Source organism: Corynebacterium sp. HMSC077G07 (assembly GCF_001809225.1).
Classification (GTDB): domain Bacteria; phylum Actinomycetota; class Actinomycetes; order Mycobacteriales; family Mycobacteriaceae; genus Corynebacterium; species Corynebacterium jeikeium_D.
This window is the reverse complement of record NZ_KV796537.1, coordinates 83,091-97,713: the sequence shown is the minus strand read 5'-3', so window position 1 is coordinate 97,713 and position 14,623 is coordinate 83,091. Positions and strand designations below refer to the sequence as shown.

Below are 14,623 nucleotides of genomic sequence, written 5' to 3'. Positions count from 1 at the left end.
ACTTCCTTTAAGTAAGAATCTTGCTGGGTTTACTTGGCGGTCGCGTTCAGGTCAATGGTGTTAGCACCACGATCACCCATGTCGCGGGTGTCGACACGACCGGAGTTGAACGGCGAAGTGGAGACTGCGAATGCCGGCTCACCGATGTGCTTCAGAGCATCAGCGTTAGTAGCTTCTGGGTTCTCCTGGCGGAACTTGATGTACTCGGTGAATGCCTCACGGGAGACAGCACGAATCTCGAAGTTCATCATTGCGTGGTAGGTACCACACATCTCGGCACAACGGCCAACGAATGCGTTCTTGACCTTGTCGCTCGGGTTGTCCTCTGGTCGGTTGGCAATCTTGTCCGAGTCAATCTTTTCGATCTGGAAGACACGGTTGGACTTGTTAGCCTCCGGGTGCGGGAACACGTCGCGCTTGAAGAGGAACTCCGGAACCCAGAAGGAGTGAATCACGTCAGCGGACGCGAGGTCGAACTGGATTGCAGTGTCTTCCGGAACAACGAGGACCGGAACCTCTTCGGTGGTACCGAGGGTCTCAATCTCGTCGTAGTGCAGGTAGTCGAGGCTCTCCTTGGAGCGTCCGTGAACCGGGTGCTCCTTCTGCTTTGCGCGATCCTCAGCGGACGGAACCTCGTGGCCGCCCTCGGTGAAGAACTGCTCATCAGCCGGCTTCTCAATACGGCCGTTGTATTCCTCGCCGCCCATCAGGTCAGCGGAAATGTTGGCGTAACCGAACTTCCAGTTCCACTGGAAACCGGTGACGTCGACGGTAACTTCCGGATCCTTATCCAGGGCAGTGACCTTGTCCTGAGTCTGAACCGTGAAGAAGAACAGAGTCATCACGATCAGAATCGGGAGAATGGTCAGAGACAACTCAACCGGAACGTTGTATGCAGTCTGGCGCGGGAACTCGCCCTTGCCCTTCTTTTCAGCCTTCTTAGCTGTGAAGTTTGCCATCGAGTAAAGGGTAACGCCCCAAACGATGATGCCGATAATCCAAGCTGCAACCCAGGTCCAAACCCAGAAGTTACCCATGGACTGTGCTTCCGGGGTCACACCTTCCGGCCAACCAAAGCGGAGCAGCTTGAAGAAGCCGTTCTCCGGAGGATTAACATCGCAGCCGGCAAGCAAGGCTGCGCTACCGGTGGCAACGCCGAGGACGCCGAGCTTACGGGCGACTCCGAACTTTCTACGCTGATTCACGTGTGTCTGCCTTCCTGATCCACACAATTTTCGATAACCGATTAAGGTTTCGTCCTACCCAAGCAGAGTAGTCGATTCTTAAGCTTTCTCCACAATAAATATGGCTGTGGGGTGCCTTTGAGTATATCTGCCCTAATAAAATACTGAGAAAGACCCGCCTATCGGGGGTGGCATTCTCACCAGTTACACCCTGTTGACGCTCCTAAGTCTATGAATTTTTTAGTGTTTGTGCCACGCGCTGACGCACACACCGTCCCGCGCAACCTTGCCCCGAGCCCTAGACACGGCAAACTCAGACATTCTCGCTTTTCCCCAAAAGGCATTAAAGTAGGTGCAGCATTTCTATGTGGCGCCAATCTGGGGTTCAACCCAGCTACTCAGCCACGCGGCGGTCCTTCACGGCCACCGGTTAAGGCGACAACCAGTCGCGCTGAGCCGCTAGCTACGGAGCCGTCGAAAATCCATTAAGTGACACTAAGCGAAAGGTGCGCGCACGAAGCATGTGTGGTCTTCTCGGAATCCTGGCTGCAAATTCTGACGCAGCGGAGCTCGTTCCCGTTGTCGAAAGGGCCCTGCCCTGCATGCGGCACCGCGGCCCTGACGATGCAGGCACGTGGCACGATGAGGACGCAGTTTTCGGCTTCAACCGCCTATCCATTATTGATATTGCCCACAGCCACCAACCGCTGCAGTGGGGACCAGAGAATCAGCCGAATCGTTACTCCATGACCTTCAACGGCGAAATCTACAATTTCGTCGAACTTCGCGAGCAGCTGGAGAAGAAAGGTTATGCCTTTAATACCTCCGGCGATGGTGAACCTATCGTCGTTGGGTTCCACCACTGGGGAGCGGACGTCGTAAAGCACTTGCGCGGCATGTTCGGCATTGCCATTTGGGACAGCGTCGAGCGCAAGCTTTTCCTGGCGCGCGATCCGTTCGGCATTAAGCCGCTCTACTACGCCACCACAGAGCGTGGCACAATTTTCGGTTCTGAGAAGAAGTCCCTGCTCGAAGCTGCGCCGGAGATGGGCATCGATGCGAAGAAGCTGAATAAGCGCGCACTGGAGCACTACGTCGATCTGCAGTACGTTCCGGAGCCGGAGTCGCTGCACACTGACATTGTTCGTCTGGAGTCGGGTTGCACTGCCATCGTTACGCCTGGTGGCGAAGTTAAGCAGACCCGCTACTTCAAGCCGAATTTCCCGATTCAGCCAGTGGCTAAGGGCGCTGAACAGGATGTTTTTGACCGCATTGCCCGTGCGCTGGAGGACAGCGTCGAGAAGCATATGCGTGCCGACGTCACGGTGGGCTCGTTCCTGTCGGGCGGTATCGACTCCACTGCGATTGCAACTTTGGCTAAGCGCCACAACCCGAACCTGCTGACGTTTACCACTGGCTTCGAGCGCGAGGGCTTCTCCGAGGTCGATGTGGCTGCCGAGTCCGCCGCCGCCATTGGCGTCGAGCACATTGTGAAGGTCGTCTCGCCGGAGGAGTTCGCCGGGGCGATTCCGAAGATTATGTGGTACCTCGATGACCCGGTAGCTGACCCTGCACTGGTGCCGCTGTACTTCGTGGCCGCAGAGGCTCGTAAGCACGTTAAGGTCGTACTGTCCGGTGAGGGCGCAGACGAGCTCTTTGGTGGTTACACCATTTATAAGGAGCCGCTGTCGCTGAAGCCGTTCGACAAGGTTCCATCTCCCCTGCTGCGCGGTCTGGCTAAGGTCGGCGAAGCTCTGCCAGAGGGCATGCGCGGCAAGTCGCTCCTGCAGCGAGGCACTACTCCGCTGGAACAGCGCTACTACGGCAATGCTCGTTCCTTTAACTTTGAGCAGCTGCAGGAAGTGCTGCCGTGGGCCAAGAAGGAATGGGACCACAGCGATGTCACTGCGCCGATTTACGCGCAGTCTGAAGGCTGGGACCCGGTGACTCGGATGCAGCACTTGGATCTGTTCACCTGGTTGCGTGGCGACATTCTGGTCAAGGCGGACAAGATCACCATGGCTAACTCCCTGGAGCTGCGCGTGCCGTTCCTCGACCGTGTGGTCTTCGACGTTGCACAGACGCTGCCGGTGGACATGCGTGTTTCTCACGGCACCACCAAGTACGCACTGCGTCGCGCCATGGAGCAGATTGTTCCGGAGCACGTGCTCAACCGCCGCAAACTGGGCTTCCCGGTGCCGATTCGCCACTGGCTGGCAGGCGACGAACTGCACGGCTGGGCCGAGGACATCATCCGCGAGTCCCAGACCGATGAGTTCATTAATAAGGACGCCGTGCTCAAGATGCTCGCCGAGCACCACCCAACCGAGCGCGACCACTCCCGCCGCCTCTGGACCATCCTTGCTTTCATGGTCTGGCACGGCATCTTCATCGAAGACCGCATTACTCCGGACATCGAGCAGCGCGACTACCCCGTCGAGCTCTAGCTCGCTTTACGACGGTCCCCGCGCCTCAACCCCATCCTGCCCCGGCAGGCTGCCACCATAGCTGGGGCAACCAATAGAAAAGGCTCGGACCTCACTCAGTTAACAAGAGTGAGGTCCGAGCCTTTTACTATCCGACGCTTTTCACAGCGTCTGCTGACAGCTCTGCTCAGCTAATGACTTAGTTGAAGGAGTCACCGCAAGCGCAGGAGCCAGTGGCATTCGGGTTATCGATGGTGAAGCCCTGCTGTTCAATGGTGTCAGCGAAGTCGATGGTGGCACCGGACAGGTACGGAACCGACTGGCGATCAACGACCAGCTTGACGCCACCGAAAACTTCGGCGACATCGCCGTCGAGGCTGCGGTCATCGAAGTAGAGCTGGTAGCGCAGGCCGGCACAGCCGCCCGGAGCCACGGAAATACGCAGTGCCAGGTCGGTGGCACCTTCTTGGTCCAGAAGTGCCTTTGCCTTGGCAGCCGCAGCTTCGGTCAGGGTAACGCCAGTGCTCTGAGCAGTAGTCATAGCGCGTGTCCTCCTTGTTGAAGTGTTTAAGTATGCGAGTCGACCCCAAGGTCGGCTACGTCATTATTTATCACAACCTTACCGACCAGTCTTTAATTCCCAATTCTGGGTTCTCTTTTTCTTTCTCTTTTTCGGAAGTCTCTTTTTGCCGCCACATCGCAACCACACCACGGCTTCCCACGCCACAAGCGCACTCTTCCCGCCTGCCCCTGCGGCGGTCATCCCCAAAACCTCGCCCTTGCCCCGTCCCTGCCCCTCAACCTGCAACCTAATTAGGGAAGCACCTTGAAGACCTTATAATCTGGGGTCGTGAATCTACCGTGGAAAAAGAATGACAAAAAGTCCAAGGCAGCTGAGGCAGCTAACGCTGACGCAACCAACGCCGGAGACGTAGCCACCGACGCGACCGCATCCAGCGGGGCCAAGGGCACCGCTTCGGAGTCTCAGCAGCCCGAGAAGAAGCACAGCGGTGCTTTTACTCCCAAGAAGGGGCGCCCCACTCCGAAGCGCAACGAGGTTGAGCGCGAACGCGGCATCCGCCGTGGCCCGGTCGAGGCGCCGCTGACCGCTAAGGAAGCTCGCCAGCGCCGCAAGGAGCTCAAGGCTTCCATGTCCAAGGAAGAGCTCAAGGCCGCCAAGGCACGCGAGCGAGCAGAGCGACGTGAGCAGCGTCGCATTGCCGACGAGCGCATGGCCGCCGGCGATCCGCGCTACATGCTGCCACGCGACCAGGGCGCTGAGCGCAAGTTTGTCCGCGACTGGGTTGATTCCCGTCGCTTCCTCGCTAACGTGTTCCTCCCGTTCGCGCTGATTCTGCTGCTGATTATGATGATTGGCACTTCCCTGCCGAAGCTGGCCAACATCGCATCTCTCATCGCGATGGTTCTCATCATCGCCCTGATTATCGAGGGCATTTACATCGGCCGCCGTGCCATCAAGTTGACGCGTGAGCGCTTCCCGAAGACCACCGAAGGGGCCTGGGGACTGGGCTTCTACGCTTACTCCCGCGCTTCTCAGCCGCGTCGTCTGCGTACTCCGCGTCCGCAGGTCAACATCGGCGACGAAATCAAGTAGCCTCATCTGCCATGCGCACTTTGGTTCTCGGTGGCGCCCGCTCAGGCAAGTCCTCATGGGCTGAGCACGAGCTGCTGGCCACCGCCGCAGCCTCAACCGGCGGTGCCTCAGATGCTGCAGCCTCAACGGTGTTGCATTACATCGCAACAGCACGGCCCTGGCCCGGTGATAGCGATTTTCACTCCAGGGTCGAGGAGCACCGCATTCGTCGTCAAGCACAGGCAAAAGAGCACGGAGTGGCCTGGCACACGGTTGATGACGTCGATGCGGTGGAAGCTCTCGCGTCGCCGGAGCGGCGCATGCTGCTGGACGATGTCGGCACCTGGCTGACGCACATCATCGACGCGCAGGGGCTGTGGGAGGCGCCGAGGGGCAGCGTCGCGCCGTGGACGCACTCGCTTGTCGACGCCGTGCGCAACTTCCCCGCAGATTCCGACCTGTTCATTGTGTCGCCCGAAGTGGGCTTCGGTGTCATTCCCGAACACCGCTCAGGGCGGCTTTTCCGTGATGAAATTGGCCTTCTCAACCAACAGCTCGCAGCTGTCTGTGATCGTGTTGTCCTAGTTGTGGCTGGCTGCCCCATGGAAGTCAAGGCGGCGAACTAGATTCACTCCACGCCGCTTCCCCTATGACGGTCTGCCTAGCAATGCGAATAACTGTGCACCAATGGTCGGTAGACAAATCGTTTTCGGGTAGCGTTTGAGAGTATGAACGCGGATTATTTTGGACCGGTAGCACGCCCTGACGAAGAGACTGAACAGGCCGCCCGCGCGCGCCATGAGCAGTTGACTAAACCCGCAGGCTCACTTGGCCGGTTGGAAGAACTCGGCATTTGGATTTCGGCGTGTCAGGGAGAATGCCCTCCGCGTGACCTGGACGATTGTCGTGTTTATGTCTTCGCTGGTGACCACGGTGTTGCCCAGGGCGGGGTGTCCGCGTACCCGTCCGAGGTGTCTATTCAGATGCTTGCCAATATCGAGGCAAAGGGTGCCGGCGTGAACGCTATCGCTGACATCGCGGGAGCCACTGTTACCGGTGTGGACATTTCCCTCGACCACGATGCCGAAGGGCCATACCGTATCCGTCGCAGCTGTGGTTCTATCGACCGCGAGGATGCGATGAGCGAGGAGGAGGTCGATAAGGCCATCCGCACGGGCATCGCGATTGCCGACGCCGCCGTTGATGAAGGCGCTGACCTGCTCATTGCCGGCGACCTGGGCATCGGAAACACCACTCCAGCCGCGGCGCTGATTGGTGCCGTGACCAACTCCGAACCGGTGGTCGTCGTCGGCCGAGGCACTGGCATTGATGACGAGGGGTGGAAGCTCAAGGTCGCTGCCGTACGCGATGCCATGTTCCGCGTGCGTCGCCTGCGCAATGACCCGGTTGAGGTGCTCCGTCGTATTTCCTCGCCGGATATGACCGTGATGGCCGCGTTCTTGGCGCAAGCAGCGGTTCGTCGCACTCCTGTGATTTTGGACGGAGTGGTTGTCACATCCGCTGCTCTGCTGGCTGACCAGCTCGCTCCGGGCGCCCGCGATTGGTGGGTCGCCGGCCACAAGTCGGCAGAGCCCGCGCACGCGCTTGCCCTTCGACACCTGGATAAGGAACCACTTCTCGAATACGGGATGCGTCTTGGCGAAGGCTCCGGCGCCGTCGCTGCCCTACCGCTGGTCAAGTCCGGCGTATCGGTCCTGCGCAACATGGCTACTTTCGCCGACGCAGGCGTAAGCACCAAGGACTAATCGACTTGTCCGACAAAGCCGGCCCGTCTCGCCAGGACAACCTCGACGGCGATCCCTCTGCTCACGGCAATGCCGTCGCTGAGGCCATCACCACTGCCCTGTCCTGGCTCACCATCCTGCCCTTCAAAGGCGCGAGCGTGTTCGACCGCATCACCGGCCGTCGCGCCATCGCCGCACTGCCAGTAGCTGGGCTCGTTCCTGCCGCGGGTGCAGTTCTCATCACGGCGGCGCTGTTCGCAACGTCGTCGTCACGCACGCCCACGCTTTACGACGTCACCCCGATCCTCGGCGGCACCCTGATTATGGTGGCGGCACAGATGTTGACCCGCGCGATGCACCTGGATGGGCTGGCGGATGTGGCGGATGCCCTCGGCTCGTATAAGCCGCCGGAGGGGGCGCGGGAGGTGCTGCGCGATCCGAGCACCGGCCCAATGGGCGTGGGCTCCATCGTGCTGACGATGTTGACGACGACGACTGCTTTTGCCGTGATTGTGGCTAGTGTGCTGTCGCAGTGGTCTGCTGGTCAGATGTGGCCTGGTGTGGTTGCGCTGTGCTTGCCTTTTGTAGCCTCTCGCGCGGCAGCAACGACTGCCTGCTGGCGCGGCTTTCCGCCTTTTTCGAACAGCGGCTTCGGCTCTCTGACTGCCGGTACTCAGTCCACAGTCACGGTGACCTGCTGGTGGATACTGCTGCTCGCTGTGTCGGGCTGGGTGGTTGGGCTCGTGGGCGTAGTCGCTTGTGCACTGAGCTTTGGCGTTACACTGCTGCTGACGCGGCATTGCGTGAAGAGGTTTGGCGGAGTCAACGGCGACGTGTTTGGTGCGGTCATTGAGATAACGTGCGCTGTCTGTGCCGTGGCACTTGCCATAGGGTTCTAGCAGGGAAAATGCGCGCATTGCCCCCGTTGGGGTTTTCTTTAAAAAGAACTATTGACGGTCGCTTTGACGCGGACGTATTCTGAGGGCACACCGCCGGGAAGGCGGAGTACAGGAGGCTCGTTTCGGGGCTCGCCCAAATTATTTTGCGCCGACCGTTTGCCGGGGCGCCAAGAACGAGCACACCTTCTAGCCTCCCAGCTAATTAAAAAAGCGCGTCCCGCCGCAGCGATGCACGGGACGCGCTTTTCTTTGTTGGGGTGACACTCCCGGGGTTTAGGTTCAGTGGGGTTTGGGTTCAGTGGGGGCTAGTGACTGCGGTTATGTTAGCGACAGCGGGCCAATGCGAGTTACTGACTGCGTTTATGTCAAAAATGGTCCGAAAAATGGCTTGAAAGTGTCATAAACTCACACAGTTTCACATCTGCAGCCCATAATTCTTGGAGTTGTCAGTTCTTGCGGCTAAGTAGCAAAAAATGTGCCCGCCAGCGATACGCCAAGCGGACACAATTTTGCTGCCTTCCCCACCCTGCCCCCCCTGCTCAGGAACTTCCTGATCTTACGGTTTGTCTACTCCTTGCGCTTCTTGTTCTGGTAGACGATTGCGCCGGCAATGCCGATAAACACGGCGACCACTGCTACAACGGTGCCAATGACCAACGGGCTCATGCCCTCATCTTCCATGTCCGACGAGGATGCGGATGCCTGAGAATCCGTATCCGAGGAGTCAGATTCATTCGACGCATCTTCTGACGAGTCCTTTGACGATTCCTGTTCCGGCTCTCCCTTGGCCAGAATCGGCTTATCGGATGGAGTCGGGCCGTTCTTGTCAGTCGGTCGCCAGTCAGGCCCCTTAGTTGGCTTGTTGTCCAGGAGGAATGCGAGCTGGAACGGCTGATCGATGCCACTGACCTCTTCATCCGGGCGATAGTTAGCCATTCGGACAGTCGCGTAGTAGTAGCCGGCGTTGGCTACAGGTCGTCCTCCAACATTAGATTCTCGGTTGTTGTATTCGACCGGACGATCTGTTGACAAGTTCAGGTCCTCGGAATCCTGATAAAAGTGCATTGTTCCATCCGCCACGGAAACCTCGAATGGATTCAACAGCGCAACTCCCATGGAATCGGCATTATCGCGCTCCGAATTTCCAGTGCGGGCAGCAATCACTGGTCGCTGACCCCACTCGACAGGGATCTTGTAGAACTTCTGTTCACCGGGCACGATTGTGTCAGAGATGTTATCCCCAGATTTAACTTCCGGCGCTTGGGCTGCGTTATTGCCACCGTTTACGGGCTTGGCCTCTCCAAAAGTGGCCTTTTTGTAGGCTTTGTCGCCGGTCGAAGAAGACCGCCCCTCATTTAGTTTGTCAGCATCCTGCTTCTTCAGGACTGGCTCAAACTGGACGCTAACCTCGACCTTCACCGGTTCATCACGATAGTCCGCTACTGAATCACCGTCATAGACCCACACGTTATTTGCGACGAGCCACTTGGTTTGATCGCAACTGGATTCGATGCGGTCACTATCCCATGCAAGAACGCTTGCATCGGCCGAAGTTGGAGTCCACGAATCGGCACTAGCTTCGGCGCCAGTCAGCGACCCCATACGACCGTCGTCCTGGCATTTTCCGCCAGTTTCATTGATGATTTCGTCAACTTCAGTTCGGACATCCTGCTGGCCCTTACCCTCAGCATCGATATTCGCTAACACCTTTGAGGTAACAATCGCGTTGTGTCCCTTCGGCACTGCGATTCGGTAGTAGAGCGGGGTGCGATCGTGCTGGGCAACCTCTGGCACTAGCGTCGTCTGGTACTTGCCCTCGCCGAGCCATTTCGCGCCTTCCTTAGTCTCGGAGAACTCGAAAGGAGTACCCGTGGTTTCGTAGCCCTGCACTGACCGCTGAGTTAAGAACTTCATGTGGTCTGCGAGCTGGGTGGCATCGTCCGCAGTCATGCTTTGACCGCCAGTTGCCTGCGCAACACACTCAAGCTCAGCGCGAGCCTCTTCATCGACCTTGAATCCCACGGTGTGAATCGTCAGGCCAACACCCTGCCCCGCCAATTCTTTCGCAACCTCACACACCGGTGGCGGCGCGCAGGTGTCGATACCGTCAGAGACCAAAATAATTGACCGCTCACCGTCTGAGCCAAGCTCATCAGCCGCCTTACGCAGTGCATTGCCGATCGGCGTATAGCCCTGAGCTTCCAACCCGGCAATCCTGCTCTTCAGGCCTTCTTTGTCGACCTTTTGGACAGGCGACAGCACCTCGATGTCCTGGCAACCACGTTCGCGGTTGGATTCATCACTGGATTCGCGCTGGCCATAAACCAGCATGCCAAGCAGCGCATCATCCGGGAGGGAGTCAATCAGCTCCGTGGATGCGCGCTTTGCCGCATCGAGGCGGGTGCCTCCGGCGTCGTCGGCAAGCATCGAACCAGACAGATCCATGATTAGCTCTGCTTTTGCTTCGCCCGTACCCCCTTCGCCCGTAGGAGCGGGCTGTTCCACCCCGGACGGCGAAGGCGAATCTTGGGCTGCCGCCACCGGAGCCGGAATCGCACTAAACCCAATCGTCCACGCAGCCAACAACAGAGTGACAACGATGGTTACCCTTAGGCGCTTTGAACTACTTGACGAAAAACTATCTTTAAAAAAGTCTTGAACTACCACCATCACAGCGCCTCAAACTGTTTTCCCAACTACAAAAATCAATCGTGTTGGTAGTTTTTCACAGTGACCCCGGTCACGCTAGAGGTGTTTTTAACGGCTAAACAAATGCCGCCTGAACAATTCATGAACCATGAGAAAATCGCACAGCCGTTGGGGAGCCAGCAAAGCAAAAACGCAGCCCCTGAACAGCGAATACTGAACAGGGGCTGCGAAAGTACTAATTCTAGTAACCACTATTAAATTTTTCTTAGCCGACCTACGCCGAAACTAAGCCTCAACGAGCTTGTAAATCCAACCGTGGGTATCCTCAACCTCGCCGTGCTGGATACCGGTCAGCCGCTCGCGCAGCTTCATAGTCCACTCACCGGTCTCGCCGCCGTTGATCTCGAACTCGCCCTCAGCGGACTTCACAAAACCGACCGGGGTGATGACTGCAGCAGTACCGCAGGCGAATGCCTCGCTCATAACACCGGAGGTGGCATCATTCTTCCATTCCTCGGTGGAAATGCGACGCTCCTCGACATTCATGCCCAGATCCTGAGCAGCCTGCAGCAGCGATGCCCGAGTAATGCCCGGCAGCAGCGAACCAGACAGCTCTGGAGTCACCAGCCGAACACCAGCGTCAGCATTCTCATCCGGGTAGATAAACGCCAGGTTCATGCCGCCCATCTCCTCGATGTACTTGCGCTCGACAGCGTCCAGCCACACAACCTGGTCGCAGCCCTTTTCCTCTGCCTGCTGCTGAGCCGCCAGCGAAGCTGCATAGTTACCTGCGAACTTCGCAGCACCGGTGCCGCCCGGCGCGGCACGCACGTACTCGTGGGAGATCCACACGGTCACCGGGTTAATGCCACCGGAGAAGTACGCGCCGGCAGGTGAAGCGATGAGCAGGAAGGTGTAAGAGTTCGACGGGTGCACGCCCAGGGTGCTCTCGGTGGAGAACATGATTGGACGCAGGTACAGGGATTCTTCGCCACCAGCTGGCGGCACCCATGCTGCATCGGCTTCAACCAGCAGGCGGATTGCCTCGAGGAAGGTCTCCTCCGGCAGCTGCGGCATTGCAATGCGGTCAGCGGAGCGCTGGAAGCGACGAGCGTTCTGCTCCGGGCGGAAAGTAACAATGGAACCATCCGGCATGCGATACGCCTTCAGTCCCTCAAAAATCGACTGCCCGTAATGCAGGACCGAAGAAGACGGCTGCATTTCAATCGAACCGTATGCCTGCAGCTTGGCGCCATGCCAGCCTTTGTCTGCAGTCCAGTCAATTCGGACCATGTGGTCGGTGAAGTGCTTACCGAAACCAGGGTTGGCCAAAATCTCCTCGCGCTCGGCATCAGAGAGTGGATTCGGGTTACGTTCGATTGCAAATTCCAAAGCAGACATGTCTTTCATCCTAAACCGTCGAGGATCGAGTCGTATCAATACTCGCCCCCGAAAGACCGTGTTAGTCAGGGCAATGTCAGCGTCGCGGGCACTAGGCGCGGGTACATTCCAATAGTCGTGGCGCTGGCTCGTCAGTCCGCTGTCCAGGGGTGAAGGACACGAACCGGCAAATAGGGATACGGTGGTGTACCACATAGTACGACTACAAGGAGATGCAACTACATGTCAGTCCCCGCTAACAATGATTCGGCACAGCTCGGCGCCTCTCGCAACGCCGCTGTTTTGTCCAATTACCTGCCGGCTATCGGCACTCGCGTGGTCATCGCTGCCGACAACTCTCTGCCCGCGGACGCCGACGCGGTTCTCGTCGCGCTTATCGACGGCGAGGATGGCCTCGAGCTGGTCGCACCCGAGGCCATCGGTTCGGTTGCAGAGCAGCTGCTCGCCTCCTTTGAGGCAGTCTCCGCCAGCGCTAAGTCCGAGTCCGTGACCACCATCCCGGCTCCTGCTGGCCTGGATGTCGACAGTGTCACGGGCGTTGGCGTGGGTTCTGAGGATCTGGATGCCGAGGACATCCGCCGTGCCTGCGGCGCCGCTGCGCGCCGTATGACCAAGGCCAAGGTGGTCTTTAACACTCTCGGCGCCATCGATCCGCAGGCTGCAGCCGAGGGCTTTGCGCTGGGCGCTTACGCTTACTCCGGTCAGAAGAGCGACGAAGAAAGCAACGAGGCCACCCAGAAGGTGGTTGTGTTGGGCGCTGATGACGACGTCGTAAAGCGCGCTGCAGCGATTGTGGATGCCGTTGCCACCGCGCGTGACTTCGTCAATACAGCATCGTCGCACCTCTACCCCGAGACGTTTGCTGACGCTGCTGCAGCGCTAGGCCGTGACGCGGGGCTCGAGGTCGAGGTGCTTGACGACGACGCTCTGCGCGCCGGCGGTTTCGGAGGCCTCAATGCCGTGGGTGGTGGATCCTCGCGCGGGCCGCGCCTGGTGCGCCTGATTTGGAAGGGCGATGAGTCGGCAGAGAATTCGCTGGGACTGGTCGGTAAGGGCATCACCTTTGATACCGGCGGTATTTCGCTGAAGCCGGGCGCCAGCATGGAGAACATGATCTCCGATATGGGCGGCGCTGCGGCTGTTATTGCCACAGTCGTCCTGGCTGCTCGCCTAGGCGTATCCACCCCGGTGACCGCAACTGTTCCAATGGCGGAGAACATGCCGGGTGGTAAGGCGTACCGTCCGGGCGATGTCATTACGCAGTACGGCGGTAAGACCATTGAGATTCTGAATACCGACGCTGAGGGCCGCCTCGTACTCGCAGACGCCATTGTCCGCGCCTGCGAAGACAAGCCGACTCACCTGATTGACACCGCTACCCTGACCGGTGCGCAGCTAGTCGCTCTTGGCGAGCGCACCCCGGGCATCCTGGGTAACGACGAGTTCCGTGACCGTGTTGCAGAGCTGTCTCAGAGCATTGGTGAAAATGGTTGGGCAATGCCGATTCCAGTTGAGCTAGCAGAGGCCCTGAAGTCGCCGGTAGCTGACCTGCGGAATGTCACGAACTCTCGCTTTGGTGGCATGAGCGTTGCAGCTGCATACCTGCGCGAATTCGTTGGCGAGGATGTTGAATGGGTTCACATCGACGTTGCCGGTCCGGCCTTCAACACCACCGGGGAGTATGGTTATACCCCGAAGCGGGGCACTGGTGTTCCGGTTCGGACGATGTTCTCTGTGATTGAGGATTTGGCAACGAAGTAGCCGGTCATCCGACTGCGTCCCGCCCGGCTGGAATCATGGCTGGAATGAGCTATTCCAAGCACCAGTCGAAAGCGGGCGCAGCCCACGGGGCAAGCAGAGTTTTCAACCTGTAAGCTAATTTGTAATAACCGTCTTAAAACGAGATTTCTTAACTTTTCGAGGAGTGCACAAACATGGCGACCTCTATTGAGATGCCGGAGCTCGGTGAATCAGTTACCGAAGGCACCATTACCACCTGGCTGAAGAAGGTCGGCGACACCGTCGAGGTCGACGAACCGTTGCTCGAGGTTTCCACCGACAAGGTCGACACCGAAATTCCATCTCCGGTCGCCGGTGTTCTCACCGAGATTCTCTTTGAAGAAGACGACACCGTCGATGTTGGCGAGGTCATCGCAAAGGTCGGCGAGCCGGGCGAAGAGCCGGAAGGCACTGACGATTCCGCTGAGGAGACCGAGGAAGAGGCTCCGAAGGAAGACGCTGAAGAGCCAAAGAAGGAAGCACCGAAGGCTGCCTCCGGTTCCGCTACTGATGTTGAGATGCCGGAGCTCGGCGAGTCCGTCACCGAAGGCACGATTACCACTTGGCTGAAGAAGGTCGGCGACACCGTCGAGGTCGACGAACCGTTGCTCGAGGTTTCCACCGACAAGGTCGACACCGAAATTCCTTCCCCGGTCGCAGGCACCCTGCTCGAGGTCCTCTACGACGAAGACGACACCGTTGACGTCGGCGAAGTCATCGCTCGCGTTGGCGATGCAGACGCTGCTCCGGCCGCCAAGGAAGAGGCCGAGGAGGCATCTGCCGCAGTCGAGAAGGACGAGGAGCCAGTAAAGGCTAACGAGGAGACTGAGGAAGACTCCACTGACGTTGACGCTGGCGACGCTACTGACGTTGAGATGCCGGAGCTCGGCGAATCCGTCACCGAAGGCACCATCACCACCTGGCTGAAGAAGGTCGGCGACACCGT

General features: G+C 58.6%; 11 protein-coding genes. 7 read left to right on the top strand and 4 right to left on the bottom strand.

Annotated elements, in window-relative coordinates; all coding sequences use genetic code 11:
* Positions 1–29: 29 nt before the first annotated feature.
* Positions 30–1,205, bottom strand: coding sequence for an aa3-type cytochrome oxidase subunit II (locus tag HMPREF2562_RS07220; RefSeq protein ID WP_049190506.1), 1,176 nt, complete (start codon positions 1,203–1,205; stop codon positions 30–32).
* A gap of 500 nt (positions 1,206–1,705) precedes the next feature.
* On the opposite strand from HMPREF2562_RS07220, the gene asnB reads away from it, so the two are divergent.
* On the top strand, positions 1,706–3,631 hold the full coding sequence (asnB, locus tag HMPREF2562_RS07215; RefSeq protein WP_049192931.1) for an asparagine synthase (glutamine-hydrolyzing): 1,926 nt from the start codon (positions 1,706–1,708) through the stop codon (positions 3,629–3,631).
* Positions 3,632–3,809: 178 nt separating this feature from the next.
* Here the strand turns inward: asnB and HMPREF2562_RS07210 are convergent, their stop codons facing one another.
* A complete protein-coding gene (locus HMPREF2562_RS07210; RefSeq protein ID WP_005512007.1) occupies positions 3,810–4,151 on the bottom strand; it encodes a HesB/IscA family protein in 342 nt (113 codons plus the stop codon).
* A gap of 309 nt (positions 4,152–4,460) precedes the next feature.
* Here HMPREF2562_RS07210 and HMPREF2562_RS07205 point away from each other — a divergent pair, with 309 nt between their 5' ends.
* The 4 genes from HMPREF2562_RS07205 (at position 4,461) to HMPREF2562_RS07190 (ending at position 7,848) form a co-directional block, all read left to right on the top strand.
* The gene (locus HMPREF2562_RS07205) at positions 4,461–5,225 is read left to right on the top strand and encodes a DUF3043 domain-containing protein (RefSeq protein ID WP_016423034.1); all 765 of its coding nucleotides are present in this window, start codon (positions 4,461–4,463) and stop codon (positions 5,223–5,225) included.
* An 11-nt stretch (positions 5,226–5,236) separates the two neighbouring features.
* Entirely contained in the window at positions 5,237–5,830 is a 594-nt protein-coding gene (locus HMPREF2562_RS07200) for a bifunctional adenosylcobinamide kinase/adenosylcobinamide-phosphate guanylyltransferase (protein WP_049190511.1), read from the top strand.
* A gap of 102 nt (positions 5,831–5,932) precedes the next feature.
* Positions 5,933–6,970, top strand: a complete 1,038-nt coding sequence (cobT, locus tag HMPREF2562_RS07195) for a nicotinate-nucleotide--dimethylbenzimidazole phosphoribosyltransferase (protein WP_049190512.1) — start codon at positions 5,933–5,935, stop codon at positions 6,968–6,970.
* 5 nt (positions 6,971–6,975) lie between these two features.
* The gene (locus tag HMPREF2562_RS07190) at positions 6,976–7,848 is read left to right on the top strand and encodes an adenosylcobinamide-GDP ribazoletransferase (protein WP_070549814.1); all 873 of its coding nucleotides are present in this window, start codon (positions 6,976–6,978) and stop codon (positions 7,846–7,848) included.
* Between the two features lie 567 nt (positions 7,849–8,415).
* Here HMPREF2562_RS07190 and HMPREF2562_RS07185 read toward each other — a convergent pair.
* Both HMPREF2562_RS07185 and HMPREF2562_RS07180 read right to left on the bottom strand, forming a co-directional pair.
* Positions 8,416–10,293, bottom strand: coding sequence for a vWA domain-containing protein (locus HMPREF2562_RS07185; RefSeq protein ID WP_070546916.1), 1,878 nt, complete (start codon positions 10,291–10,293; stop codon positions 8,416–8,418).
* Positions 10,294–10,782: 489 nt separating this feature from the next.
* On the bottom strand, positions 10,783–11,898 hold the full coding sequence (locus HMPREF2562_RS07180) for a branched-chain amino acid aminotransferase (RefSeq protein ID WP_016423039.1): 1,116 nt from the start codon (positions 11,896–11,898) through the stop codon (positions 10,783–10,785).
* 222 nt (positions 11,899–12,120) lie between these two features.
* Here HMPREF2562_RS07180 and HMPREF2562_RS07175 point away from each other — a divergent pair, with 222 nt between their 5' ends.
* Together HMPREF2562_RS07175 and HMPREF2562_RS11085 are read left to right on the top strand one after the other, a co-directional pair.
* Positions 12,121–13,659, top strand: a complete 1,539-nt coding sequence (locus HMPREF2562_RS07175; RefSeq protein ID WP_080985624.1) for a leucyl aminopeptidase — start codon at positions 12,121–12,123, stop codon at positions 13,657–13,659.
* A gap of 173 nt (positions 13,660–13,832) precedes the next feature.
* The coding region (locus tag HMPREF2562_RS11085; protein WP_305763962.1) for a biotin/lipoyl-containing protein at positions 13,833–14,623 on the top strand (791 nt) is incomplete at its 3' end.

Bases quoted from the DNA above. Each gene is read 5' to 3' on its own strand.
- asnB (WP_049192931.1), top strand. From the start codon at position 1,706: ATGTGTGGTCTTCTCGGAATCCTGGCTGCAAATTCTGACGCAGCGGAG.
- HMPREF2562_RS07210 (WP_005512007.1), bottom strand. From the start codon at position 4,151: ATGACTACTGCTCAGAGCACTGGCGTTACCCTGACCGAAGCTGCGGCT.
- HMPREF2562_RS07200 (WP_049190511.1), top strand. From the start codon at position 5,237: ATGCGCACTTTGGTTCTCGGTGGCGCCCGCTCAGGCAAGTCCTCATGG.
- cobT (WP_049190512.1), top strand. From the start codon at position 5,933: ATGAACGCGGATTATTTTGGACCGGTAGCACGCCCTGACGAAGAGACT.
- HMPREF2562_RS07185 (WP_070546916.1), bottom strand. From the start codon at position 10,293: ATGGATCTGTCTGGTTCGATGCTTGCCGACGACGCCGGAGGCACCCGC.
- HMPREF2562_RS07180 (WP_016423039.1), bottom strand. From the start codon at position 11,898: ATGTCTGCTTTGGAATTTGCAATCGAACGTAACCCGAATCCACTCTCT.
- HMPREF2562_RS07175 (WP_080985624.1), top strand. From the start codon at position 12,121: ATGTCAGTCCCCGCTAACAATGATTCGGCACAGCTCGGCGCCTCTCGC.